Raw genomic sequence first — 12,938 nt, forward strand, 5'->3', positions numbered from 1 at the left:
TTATATCCTAATCAGATATTATCCTTTATAGTTAGTCAAGAAGTCAACTAGAGTACGTACTCCACTTCCTGTACCACCATTACCTTTATAATCTCTAGGAGCATCCATCCAAGCTGGACCTGCGATATCCATGTGTACATAAGGTGCTTTAGCGAAGTGCTCTAAGAACTTACCTGCTGTGATAGTACCTGCAAAACGTCCACCGATATTCTTCATATCTGCTACGTTAGATTTCAACAAATCTTTATAGTCATCCCAGAAAGGTAACTTAGCTAAACGCTCGTGTACGTTGTATCCAGAAGCGATAATAGCATCGATAGTCTGCTCATCATTCCCCATAATACAAGATGCCATATCTCCAGCTACTACTAAAGCTGCACCTGTAAGTGTAGCTGCATCAATAATAACCTCTGGATCATACTGAGTAGCATAAGCAATAGCATCTGCTAAGATCATACGTCCTTCTGCATCTGTGTTTAATACCTCGATAGTCGTACCGTCAAACATAGTGATCACATCACCTGGAGCATAAGCATTTCCTCCAGGACGGTTATCTGTAGCAGGAACTAATCCGATAACGTGAACATTCACATCGTTTAAAGCTGCTGCATAGATAGTACCTGCCATACATGCTGCACCTCCCATATCACTCTTCATAGAGTCCATAGAACCTGCAGTTGGTTTTAAGCTCAATCCTCCTGTATCGTACACTACTCCTTTACCTACTAATACGATAGGTTTTTTATTGATCGGATTAGCTGGCTTGTACTCCATAATAGTAAAAGTAGGTTGATCAATAGATCCTTTATTAACAGCTAATAAACCACCCATCTTCAAGTCTTCAATCTCTTTGCGACCTAATACTTTCACTGAGAAGTTAGCCTCTTTACCTAAAGCTTCTATTTCAGTTGCTAATTGAGTAGCATTTAAGAAGCTTACAGGTTCGTTTACCATTGTACGAGCCCAATACACCGCTTTTACAGTATTGTTTAAGTCGCTGATTTGTTTAGCTGTAAAATCTCCTTTTACCTCAACATTACTCAAAGCGAACTTCATTTCTTCTGCTTCTTTGAAGTACTTTAAGAATTGGTAGTTTGACAACATAAATCCTTCTACTAAAGCTAATGTAGAAGCTCCATTACCTACGATAGTAAGGTTGTCAGCTTTTTTATCTAATTGTTTGCGAACGCTATTACCAGCTAAACGCATTTTTTCTAAGTTCTCATTCTCTTTTACGAAAAAGAAATACTGACTTCCCACTTTAGCAAAGTCTTCTTCTTTTTTCCCTTCTTCGAATGCTTTTACAAAATCATTTAAGAATGCAGGAACCTCAACAATTCCTTTGTTCTCACTACTTAAAACGAAAACAACGTTCCCGTTTTCTTTCATGTTATTTACTAGTTGTATCATCTTTGTCTTTTTATATTACTGCAAATATAACATTTTTAGACGCAACTAAAAAAGAGCTTTTCTTAAAACTCTGCTATAATCTATAAGTATCCAAAAAAGATATATTTTACGTTTTTAGACAAGTATTTATCGAATAACAATAAATTTTATTTGTTTTATAAAAAATTAAATATACTTTTGAATTACAATTAACCAACTAAATTACTAACGATGATAAAATTACTAATCCATTGGGCTATACTTTTAATAGCATTATGTGAACGATTAATAAACGTATTATTTTAAACCTAGATTATGAAGCTGAAATTACTTACAGTTATATTTATTGTATTATATATAGCCAATCTTTGTGTACACTTTAGAGATTTTCAACAAGGGTATAATAATGCTCCAGAATGTCATGATGATAAAGTGTATACTACTTTGATCGTTAAACAGACTCCTAGTGAAACCTCTGACCTTCATTTATCTCTAACAGATAAAAAAACTACTGGTATACAAATACGTGAAATAAAAGAGACTATTGAAGTAGAAGTTCCTAAACAATATTCGAACGGGATTAGTAATTTCTTCATAGGTTTATTAGGTATCCTTACTATACTCCTTTTCCCAGTTATCATTATTGTATTTATAAAATTCTTTAAAAACTTATATAATGGTAATATAGCATCTAATAGTCAAATAAGACGACTACAAATTCTAGCTTATTTTCAACTACTTCTACCTGTATTAGGGAATATATTTATTTATTATTCAAACAAAGAACAACAAGAAGTAGCTAATATTTATAACCTCAACCTAGTTAAGTATGACTATGATTTTTCGTTATTTATTATTCCTTTAATTCTGTTATTGATTGTTGAAGTATTAAAGCAACATTTAACTTTAAAAGAAAATGCTGAACTAACCATATAACTTGATCTTATGAAACTAAAATTTCTAACTATATTATTAATCTTTGCATACTTATTTTCCTTTAACAACCACTTTAAAGATATGAAAATAGGTTTTGATGAAGGATATGACAGCGCAAGAAGCATTTCAACAAATCCTTACTATATAACAATCAAAAACAGTACAGAATACAATGCAAAATTAACTACTAATCATAACTCACCTAAGATAGCAGTAACTGATTCAACAAGTAGAATTCGTGTAGATGATGTTCCTTTTAGTTATTCATTTCTTAGAACTGTTATGATAATGAGTTCATTTATTTTTATCGGCTTTATAGTCTATGCCTTATACAATAGCTTTACTATTCTAAAGTTTTTGTACAAAGGAGAAACTGTTAGCCGTATTCAAATTAAACGTATAAAAGTACTAGCTTCTATACTTTTAGGTCTTGCTATTTATGAGAATATACTCGAATATCTATCTACTTACGAAGCATCAAGAATAGCATCTCTATATAACCTAGAAGCTGTAAAAGGTGATTTTAATTTCACAATGTTCTTTATTCCTTTAATTTTGCTGATGATTGTAGAAGTATTGAAACAACATTTGCGTCTAAAAGAAGATGCAGAACTAATTATCTAATCAATGTATTATGAAATTAAAAATACTAACAGTCATATTAATATTTATATACACACTATCCTTTATTAACGAATTTAATACAGCAGATATCACAGGCGCATTTAATAGAGGACGTGAACAAGGGAGTGGCACAGAAAGTAATATTCATTATATAACTGTCAAATCTCCTAAAAGAGAGAGTTCAGAGTTTATAAATACATTAAACAATGATAGTATAGAGGTAGAAGATTCTACTAGCATATTAAGAATAGAAGACAACACTTCTAATATATTATTGACAACTAGCAAATTCTTTATTATGTTTCTATTCACAATCGCTTTAGTCTATTCCTTTAGCAAAACGATTAGGTACTTAAAGAAACTTTTTAAAGGTAACTATCTTAGTCTAGAACAAATTACTCGTCTGAGGCAACTTGCATACGCATTATTGTTATGTGGAATACTAGGCAATCTAGTAGCTTTCATAGATAATTATGAAGCATCGAGAATAGCATCACTATATAACCTAGAAGCTGTAAAAGGTAACTTTAATTTCACAATGTTCTTTATTCCTTTAATTTTGCTGATGATTGTAGAAGTATTGAAACAACATTTGCGTCTAAAAGAAGATGCAGAACTAACCATATAACCCCACGATATGCCAATAATAGTAAACCTTGATGTCATGATGGCTAAGCGAAAGATATCGCTTAATGAGTTGGCTGAGCGTGTAGGTATCACCGTGAGTAATCTATCCATACTCAAGACCAATAAGGCGAAAGCCATACGCTTTAGTACATTGGAAGCAATCTGTAAAGAATTAGATTGTCAACCAGCTGATATACTAGAATATGTAAATGAAGACTAAGCTAAATGCTTGGTCTTTTTATTTCCAAATACTTGCATTCCCTTGAATGACAACAATTAACCACCATACAATAGGTACACTCTCTACCCAGAATAGCGTAAAGAATTTGGTTCGTTTCGGTGAAGCATATACAATAAAAAACAGCGTTAATAATACGATCAACATATTATTCCATGCCTGTATAGGCTGATAGCCTACTTTAAAGAATTCAATAACATAAAAAGGAATTAGTAATAATCCTAATAGCCATTTGGTATTAGCTATTCCAAGCATCTGAGGTAAGGTCTTCAAATACTTATCGTCATACTGTAAATCAACGACTTCAAATATTCCAATTAGAATAAACACTAAGATAAAACGCTGTATAAACTTAACTACAATATCCCAACTGACTGGTATATCAGCATTCATCACTGGTACTATAAGCGTTACAGTAGCCCAACACAGACATACGATATACACTTTAAGTCCTGCTAGATTGCGCAGATTACTTCGGTTGCTACTGATGGGTATAGCGTATAGTACTGACAACACCAATAAGCTCAAAGTAACGAATTGTGCTTTCCAATTCAACATAAAGAAGGCAACAGTACCTATCAGCAACGCGATAATACTTATCCCGATAATAACTTTCAGACGTAGTGTAAATGGGTTCTTATGTCTATAGATTACTTCTGCATACTTAATAAAGTTATAAGAAAATAGCGTTCCTGTAAAAGCTAAAGTAGACACGACTGCATCAAATGGAAGGTGACAGAAATAAAATGTCATCTGCACTAAAGCAAAGACTGCTAACGAAACGTGAACACTTCCGTTTAAATAAAGAGCAACTATTCTGTTTTTTAACAAATCCATATTAATTATCAATCTAACTAGTGTAATGCTTATTTACTTTTCAAAATTAATCGATATAAACATACAATTGTCAGATTAATGGTTATTTTTGTGTGATTAAACACAACTTTTATTTATTGTCCAAATGAAAACAAACGCATTTGCATTAAGACACATTGGTCCTCGTCCTGAGGATATGGCAGAAATGCTTAAAACAGTGAAAGCTGATAGCATCGAACAATTAATCAACGAAACTTTCCCAGACGCAATCCGTCTTAAAGAAGACTTAAACCTTGCTCCTGCAATGACTGAGTATGAGTACTTATCTCACATTCAAGCATTAGGAAACAAAAATAAAATATTCCGTTCTTTCATCGGTTTAGGATATAATGAGGCAGTAGTTCCTGCAGCTATTATCCGTAACGTATTTGAAAACCCAGGATGGTATACAGCTTACACTCCTTACCAAGCTGAAGTAGCTCAAGGTCGTTTAGAAGCTTTATTAAACTTCCAAACTACTGTTATCGAGTTATCAGGTATGGAGATTGCTAATGCTTCATTATTAGATGAGGCTACAGCAGCAGCTGAAGCAATGATCTTATTATTCGACGTAAGAACAAGAGATCAAAAGAAAAACAACGTAGTGAAGTTCTTCGTTTCTGAAGAGATATTACCACAGACTTTATCAGTATTACAGACTCGTGCTACTCCATTTGGTGTAGAGTTAGTAGTAGGTAACCACGAAGAGTTTAACTTCTCAGAAGAATACTTCGGAGCGATCTTACAATACCCTGGTAAACATGGTATCGTAGCTGACTACGCTGACTTTATCAACCAAGCAAAAGCAAAAGACATTAAAGTAGCTGTAGCTGCTGATATTATGTCATTAGTATTATTAACTCCTCCAGGAGAAATGGGAGCTGACGTAGTAGTAGGTACTACTCAACGCTTTGGTATTCCATTAGGATTCGGAGGTCCTCACGCTGCTTTCTTCGCTACTAAAGAAGAATATAAACGTAGTATGCCAGGTCGTATCATCGGAGTATCTAAAGATGCTGATGGTAACTTCGCTCTACGTATGGCTTTACAAACTCGCGAGCAACATATCAAACGTGAGAAAGCTACATCTAATATCTGTACGGCTCAAGTATTATTAGCTGTTATGGCTAGTTTCTACGCTGTTTACCACGGACCTAAAGGATTGACTAATATCGCTTCTTTAATCCATGCTAAAGCAGTAACTGTAGCTACTGAATTAGGTAAATTAGGTATCGAGCAAGTGAACGCTAACTTCTTCGACACAATCTTAGTGAAAGCGGATGCTGCTAAAGTGAAACCTATCGCTGAAGCAAACTCTATTAACTTCAACTATATCAATGCAAACACTATCTCTATCTCATTAAACGAGACTGTAGAATTAGCTGATATTAACGCTATCGTTAATGTATTCGCTCAAGCTACTGGTAAGACAGCTACTGAGGTAACTGCATTAAGCACTGAAGTTAAGTACCAAGATAAACTAAAACGTACTTCTAAGTTCTTAGAGCACGCTGCATTTAACAGCTACCACTCTGAGACTGAGTTAATGCGTTATATCAAAAAATTAGAGCGTAAAGACTTAGCTCTTAACCACTCTATGATCTCTTTAGGTTCTTGTACAATGAAATTGAATGCTGCTGCTGAGATGTTACCATTGAGTAACGCACAGTGGAACAACGTTCACCCATTCGTACCTGCTGACCAAGCACAAGGATACTTAGAGATGTTACACGGATTAGAAGAGAAATTAAATGTGATTACTGGTTTTGCTGGTACTACATTACAACCAAACTCTGGAGCTCAAGGAGAGTACGCTGGTCTTATGGCTATCCGTGCATACCACCACTCTAGAGGAGACTTCCAACGTGATATCGCACTTATTCCTGCTTCTGCACACGGTACTAACCCTGCTTCTGCAGCAATGGCAGGTATGACAGTAGTAGTAACTAAAACTACTCCAGAAGGTAATATAGACGTGGCTGACTTAAAAGCTAAAGCTGAACAATATAAAGACAACTTATCTTGTCTTATGGTTACTTACCCATCTACACATGGTGTATATGAGTCTGCTATCATGGAGATTACTCAAATCATCCACGATAACGGAGGACAAGTATATATGGATGGTGCTAATATGAATGCACAGGTGGCAATCACTAACCCTGCTAATATCGGAGCAGATGTATGTCACTTAAACTTACACAAGACTTTCGCTATCCCTCACGGAGGTGGTGGACCTGGTGTAGGACCTATCTGTGTGGCTGAGCACTTAGTACCATTCTTACCTACTAACCCTATCGTTAAAGTAGGTGGTGAGAAAGGAATCACTGCTATCTCTGCTGCTCCTTATGGATCTGCATTAGTATGTTTAATCTCTTACGGATACATCACTATGTTAGGAACTGAAGGATTGAAGAAAGTAACTCAACAAGCAATCTTAAATGCTAACTACATGAAGACTCGTCTTGAAGAGCACTACGCTATCCTTTATACAGGAGAGAAAGGACGTGCTGCACACGAGATGATCGTTGATGTACGTGAGTTTAAAGAAAAAGGTATTGAAGTAACAGATATCGCTAAACGTCTTATCGACTACGGTTTCCACGCTCCTACAGTATCTTTCCCTGTTGCTGGTACATTAATGATCGAACCAACAGAAAGTGAGAGCAAAGAAGAACTTGACAAATTCTGTGATGCAATGGCTTCTATCCGTCAAGAAATTGAGAATGCAACTATCGAGAACCCTGTAAACGAGCTTAAGAATGCTCCTCACACATTAGCATTATTAACTGCTGATAACTGGGATCTTCCATACTCAAGACAGAAAGCTGCTTACCCACTTCCTTATGTAGCTGAAAACAAATTATGGCCTACTGTACGTCGTATTGACGATGCTTACGGTGACAGAAACTTAATTTGTTCTTGTGCTCCTATCGAAGTTTATATGGAGAACTAATCTTAACAGATTTATCTATACAGAAAACGCCATCATTACGATGGCGTTTTTTTATGCTCTACTATGTTCTTTTTAACTAAAGCTACTAGGTAGCACCTCTATAGTTATCAACAATATTGTTCATAACTATAATTCATCTTATTCACATTACAAACAGTGATAACCTCAACACTAAATAAAAAATAAACACCACTAATACAATAACTTACAAAATAAATAGTAATTATAAAGAATAATATCTCTCTAGAGTTATCAACATTTTTACTCCATAAATAATTTTTATCAACAGGGTTATCAACATAGTTATAAACACTGTTGTTAACTATAAACTATCGTATTCGAAATAACCTCTTTGTTCTTTAATATGAGTAATCATCTCTTTATAAATACTATTATGACTAAGCACCTCAGCATTACCGATGATAATCATTTGCTCTTTTGCACGAGTCAGAGCCACATTTAACTTACGGTCTACTGACTGATCATCATTAAGACTCACTACCCCATCTAGCTGAAGTACTTCATTAATGGTAAACGAACAAATAATAATATCTCTCTGTCCTCCCTGAAAGCGTTCTACTGTATCGACTACTATATCTTCAGCATTTAGAATATCACTACCTTCTAGTTTATTTTTAATCAGTGCTATCTGATTCTTAAATGGAGCTATAATTCCAACCTGTTTTGTCAAATCTGTGCTACATCCATTTAGTTGATTAAGCTGCTCTATCTTCTGCAATAGACAAACAACAAAATCAGCTTCTTTCTCGCTTGTTTTCTTTTGTTGTCCTGCATGGTGTTCTTCCACATTGACAAAGAAGACTCTCTTCTGTGCTAATATTGTACTTAATAGATCATTATCTACAGACTTTAAGTTTAACGGAGCTACTTGTCTCTGTAGACTACTTTTAGCTACCGTAGTTAAGTTCTCTAATGTATAAGCCTCTTTTAGTTTGCCTTCATAGAATGCTATATTAGGAAATGCAGCTATCTCTCTATGCATACGCCCTTGATAGGTCAATGTATCATGTGCATAATTAAGCTTATTCAGTTCACAGAAGTTATATAATCGTTCGAATAATGAATTGCGTCTATCCGCTAACCCGATCTGTTCTAGCAGGGGATTATTAGTCTTAGATAACGTATCACTCTGTACCACTATCGCCGGAAGCTGTTTGTGATCACCGATCATAATGAACCTCTTACACTTAGGTAGTAGCCCTATAATCTGAGGCTCTAATATCTGAGAAGCTTCATCTATGATAACTGTATCAAATTTCTTTAGTTTGAACACGTCATTCTTACTAGACATAGTAGCCACTGTAGACAGAAACACTCTATTATTACGAATAATATTAGACAAAACATTTCTAGTAAATCTCCTACCCGATTTCTCTAACGCATCACTCTCACGTTTAATAATCGTGCTGACTAGATAATCAGCATATTTCTGACTACTAGATAACGGGCTACCTATACGCACAAACTTATCTATAGCAGATACATGCTCTAGCGCATCCGTCACCGCACCACATAGCTCATCCACAGCCTTATTAGTATAGGCTAGAAGTAATATATTCTGATTGGTATTGGTATATAATTCTTCTACGAGCTCCTTAATGATATGAGAAGTCTTACCTGTACCAGGAGGTCCATTTAGCACAAAGTAATCTTCTGCTGACAACGCATTATTTAATATCCTATTCTGTTCTACAGAAAGAGTAGGCTTATAGAACCCATAATTTATCCCTTGTCTAGGAGGTAGTACATTGAGGATTACCTCTCTCTTATTCTTCGGTGCGTTCATAAACGCATATAGACTCTTATACATACTTGTAAAAGAAGAATCCATAGAGTCCCGTTCTAGCGCCCATAAGCGATATTGATTAAAATAATTTATCCCTCTCTGCTTATGACGAAACACTACTGCCACCGTTTCTTTGGTAATGCTCTGTATCGTACATTTAAATATCTGATGCTTCACTGCTGTATCCGTATCATGATCTCGAGGATATAATACACAGACATCTCCCTTTCTAAAGTTGACAAAGTCATCTACTAATGTTCGCCTGAAGATAATTTGCTTCTCTTCTTCGAAGATTTTATTCTCTATAATCTCTAAATCATATAAGATACTATACTTATCTTTTTTGACCTCAGCACTATCTATCCATAAGCTTGCCAACCCGTGACTTCCTTCGTAGTCACTCGCTCCTAACTTACTAATGTATTGTTCTCTTGCGATAAAGCTGACAAAAGAATAAAAATAGGTACGCTCTAACTCTGAGCACTTCTCTAGCACAGATGTAAACATATCTATCTGCTTATAGAGCATATCCTTAAACTTGGTATTCAGATTAGGGTTACGCACTATATTCTCCCCTTTTACATAGTGGAGTAACAGCGCTACTTTCTCCAGATCATCTGACTTTAAGATATGTTCATTTAATACTATTCTATTTCTCAACTCACATATCGCCTGCACTCGACGAAGGTTAATCTGATCTTTACGAAGATTATTAGTTCTTGGTTTACTATAAAAAATAAAGCCACTCAGATACTTCTCATTACCTATCTCTCGATAGGGTATATCATATACCACAGATAGCATGAGGTGATATAAATACAGCTGTACAGTGTGATTAGGTTTCACCCCTACCCCGTCATCAGGATAGACCGTCCCACCAGACTTCAGCTCCACGATAGTTGTCTTTAGATTATCTTTCTTTATACTATGAAGAAGGTCTAAACGTCCCTGTACCCCATAAGTATTACACAAAAAACTCGGTTCTAGGTTAATATCTCCCTCATTCGTGATACCATAATGTACGAACTCTTCAAGATATACTCTCTTGATCGTATTAAAATGAGTTTCACAGTCATATCGATATTGTTTAAACTGTTCTATATCTAATATATCAGGACAAGCCGTATGCTCAAAAGGATAGTTCTCAAAGTGGTGCACAAAGACTGTATCAAAGTTTACTGTCTGCGCGTCTTCTGCACCTACTAACTCATCCATTACAGCATTAGCAAAGTTACCGATGAGTAGATACTTATTATTAGGTATCTCATCGAACTTCGACTTTATAAAGCTCAATGAAGAAGTCCCATAGTCTTGAAAACACTCTGCTATAGCAGACACATCTATTAAGTAATCTGGTTCTAGTATAAATATCTTCGGATGATGTATCTGATGATCATCTACTCCTACATTAATCAAGTGTAGTGTAGCTCCCTTCCATATTTTCTCTATAGAACTAAATGTAGCATTCACTCCTTCTTCATTAATCTGTACTCGTATAGGCTGTCCATCTTCTGCATTCTCTACATCACATAAGAGTAAATTATCCTTAATACCCAATACATTAACTCTCAACTTATCAATGATCTGCTCAAACTCGTTATGCTTCAAGGCTAACCTCTGAATAGGAAATGGGTAATATGATCTATTCTCATCAGGTACAGGCACCTGAAATACGTAAGATATAAAATCATTTACATCCATCCAGTAGGTCGCTAGATATAGCTCTAGCTCTGCAGAATCATGCTTAGTCAAATCATTACTAATCATTCTAAAACTGTGGATAACACGGCTCGCATTATACTTATTACAGATAAAGGATAGACGAGAGAATAGATTAGAAAGACTGATTACCTCATCCTTTACTACATACTTACATATTTTCTCTAGTAGATTTCTAAGTAGTCTGTACTTAGCACGAGTAGTCAGTTCTGTATTATTGATAATATCTACTAATGAGGTAAAGTATAAGGAAGTATATTTATTATCAAGCATGTGCAGTATCTGTTTTAGATCTCAAAGATAATCTAGATTTTACAGTTAGTAAAATATCACACCTATACATAAAAAAAGAATTGCCCTATCAACTAAGACAATTCTTCTTTAAAAAACATTTAATAACTTATAAACTATAATTGTAACCTCTTAAGCAAATTTAAATTACAATATCCAATAGAGCTATTCACTATTCAAAGTAAAAATAACTAATACGTCAATAAATCAAATATCTGACTTAATCACCTCTTATTACAATATATGATCATGTATATTTATACTATCAATAGATTTCTTTACTAGAATCCTTTATTACTAAGTAAAATATCTGTCTATATAATCAAAAAGTACAATCTTCTGTACCACTCTATTTTCTACTAAGTCTACTTCAGTATCCTATCACATTTCATTCAGTCTTTCTTGTCTTGAGTCCGTTATGAGTCCGTTATGAGTCCGTACCGACTCCGTTATTTTAAACAAAACAACGGACTGAAGATGGAGACACATCCTTTCGAGTGTAGAATCAAAAGCAACATAACTGCTATAAGACTAAAAGCTATCTAAATGCATAGAAGAACCACTACTTCCCCATATTCTTTAGTTAAACATAACACACTCTATTTATAGACAATATCCTTACCTGATCTACTCTCTTATAATCATAGTGTTCATGAAGTAAAAGTAAACTTCTCTACAGTGATATTGTTTTTAGACAAACTGATAACTATCATATAATATCCATTTAGATATAAGTACTTTTACCAATGCCAATAATTCGTATAAAGTTTTTATACAGCTGTTTTTTAGACGAAAAGAGAAGTATATGGGATATACTTCTCTTTTTATTATTTCACGATAGGAACCTTGTTAGACTCTAGTGGAGCCTCATAGATTTTATACCCTAATTTCTTCACATCTTCTAGTAGCTTAGGACTTAGTACCTGCTCTACAGCCTTCGTATTATACACATAGGCTACATAGTACTTATACCCACCATCACTGATACTATCTTTACACGCATACCAAGTAGGAGCTACAACTAGTTCAGATTTAAAAGGAAGTCTTAACTGTACGAAGCTTTTCGGCTTGATGATCACATAGTCAGTTACTTTCTTTGTTTTTAGCTTCTCTTGCCACTTCGCTAATAAACCATCCGAATCATAATCACCACTCATCAGCATCGGCTCATCGATATGACTAGCCTTATTATACACTCTTTGTCTCAATACATATACTTGATTCTCGTATGTACTACCTACACTAGCTCCATAAGCTAACTCTGATGTATCCCACGGAAACCAATATGTATCATTGGAGTTATTCATTACTACAATAGTAGCTAGGCTATTATCCTTCACAGCAGAGTCTAATACCTTCACTTCTATTGGCTTTTTTGCGCTTTGGCCAAAAGCGCAAAATGCACTAATAAGTGCAACAAAAACAATAATTAATCTATTCATTTTCAACCGTCTCTTTAATCCACACAAGATAATAACTACATATTATTTGACCTC

9 protein-coding genes are annotated in these 12,938 nt (G+C 34.8%); 5 read left to right on the forward strand and 4 right to left on the reverse strand.

What is annotated here, in order from left to right; translation table 11 throughout:
- Positions 1–18: 18 nt before the first annotated feature.
- Entirely contained in the window at positions 19–1,410 is a 1,392-nt protein-coding gene (locus MPR_RS15670) for a leucyl aminopeptidase family protein (protein WP_041894145.1), read from the reverse strand.
- A 294-nt stretch (positions 1,411–1,704) separates the two neighbouring features.
- Here MPR_RS15670 and MPR_RS15675 point away from each other — a divergent pair, with 294 nt between their 5' ends.
- From MPR_RS15675 to MPR_RS15690, 4 genes are all read left to right on the forward strand, one after another.
- The gene (locus MPR_RS15675) at positions 1,705–2,325 is read left to right on the forward strand and encodes a DUF2975 domain-containing protein (RefSeq protein ID WP_006266936.1); all 621 of its coding nucleotides are present in this window, start codon (positions 1,705–1,707) and stop codon (positions 2,323–2,325) included.
- An 81-nt stretch (positions 2,326–2,406) separates the two neighbouring features.
- A complete protein-coding gene (locus tag MPR_RS15680; protein ID WP_235280461.1) occupies positions 2,407–2,949 on the forward strand; it encodes a DUF2975 domain-containing protein in 543 nt (180 codons plus the stop codon).
- Positions 2,950–2,959: 10 nt separating this feature from the next.
- The gene (locus tag MPR_RS15685) at positions 2,960–3,577 is read left to right on the forward strand and encodes a DUF2975 domain-containing protein (protein WP_041894152.1); all 618 of its coding nucleotides are present in this window, start codon (positions 2,960–2,962) and stop codon (positions 3,575–3,577) included.
- Between the two features lie 9 nt (positions 3,578–3,586).
- A complete protein-coding gene (locus MPR_RS15690) occupies positions 3,587–3,796 on the forward strand; it encodes a helix-turn-helix domain-containing protein (RefSeq protein WP_006259555.1) in 210 nt (69 codons plus the stop codon).
- Positions 3,797–3,814: 18 nt separating this feature from the next.
- On the opposite strand, the gene MPR_RS15695 is transcribed toward MPR_RS15690, so the two are convergent.
- Complete coding sequence (locus tag MPR_RS15695) at positions 3,815–4,651, reverse strand: UbiA prenyltransferase family protein (RefSeq protein ID WP_041894154.1); 837 nt, start codon at positions 4,649–4,651, stop codon at positions 3,815–3,817.
- Positions 4,652–4,775: 124 nt separating this feature from the next.
- Between MPR_RS15695 and gcvP the strand changes: the two genes are divergently transcribed.
- Positions 4,776–7,625 carry an aminomethyl-transferring glycine dehydrogenase gene (gene gcvP / locus MPR_RS15700; protein ID WP_041894158.1) on the forward strand — a complete coding sequence of 950 codons (2,850 nt, stop codon included), beginning with the start codon at positions 4,776–4,778 and terminating at the stop codon, positions 7,623–7,625.
- Between the two features lie 322 nt (positions 7,626–7,947).
- Here the strand turns inward: gcvP and MPR_RS15705 are convergent, their stop codons facing one another.
- Entirely contained in the window at positions 7,948–11,424 is a 3,477-nt protein-coding gene (locus tag MPR_RS15705; protein WP_041894162.1) for a DEAD/DEAH box helicase, read from the reverse strand.
- Positions 11,425–12,269: 845 nt separating this feature from the next.
- Entirely contained in the window at positions 12,270–12,884 is a 615-nt protein-coding gene (locus MPR_RS15710; RefSeq protein WP_041894165.1) for a hypothetical protein, read from the reverse strand.
- Positions 12,885–12,938: the final 54 nt, after the last annotated feature.

The organism is Myroides profundi (genome assembly GCF_000833025.1).
Classification (GTDB): Bacteria; Bacteroidota; Bacteroidia; order Flavobacteriales; family Flavobacteriaceae; genus Flavobacterium; species Flavobacterium profundi_A.

What these genes read in the sequence shown, in the direction of transcription:
- MPR_RS15685 (WP_041894152.1), top strand. Translation starts at nt 2,960, where the DNA reads ATGAAATTAAAAATACTAACAGTCATATTAATATTTATATACACACTA.
- MPR_RS15690 (WP_006259555.1), top strand. Translation starts at nt 3,587, where the DNA reads ATGCCAATAATAGTAAACCTTGATGTCATGATGGCTAAGCGAAAGATA.
- MPR_RS15695 (WP_041894154.1), bottom strand. Translation starts at nt 4,651, where the DNA reads ATGGATTTGTTAAAAAACAGAATAGTTGCTCTTTATTTAAACGGAAGT.
- gcvP (WP_041894158.1), top strand. Translation starts at nt 4,776, where the DNA reads ATGAAAACAAACGCATTTGCATTAAGACACATTGGTCCTCGTCCTGAG.
- MPR_RS15675 (WP_006266936.1), top strand. Translation starts at nt 1,705, where the DNA reads ATGAAGCTGAAATTACTTACAGTTATATTTATTGTATTATATATAGCC.
- MPR_RS15670 (WP_041894145.1), bottom strand. Translation starts at nt 1,410, where the DNA reads ATGATACAACTAGTAAATAACATGAAAGAAAACGGGAACGTTGTTTTC.
- MPR_RS15705 (WP_041894162.1), bottom strand. Translation starts at nt 11,424, where the DNA reads ATGCTTGATAATAAATATACTTCCTTATACTTTACCTCATTAGTAGAT.
- MPR_RS15710 (WP_041894165.1), bottom strand. Translation starts at nt 12,884, where the DNA reads ATGAATAGATTAATTATTGTTTTTGTTGCACTTATTAGTGCATTTTGC.
- MPR_RS15680 (WP_235280461.1), top strand. Translation starts at nt 2,407, where the DNA reads ATGAAAATAGGTTTTGATGAAGGATATGACAGCGCAAGAAGCATTTCA.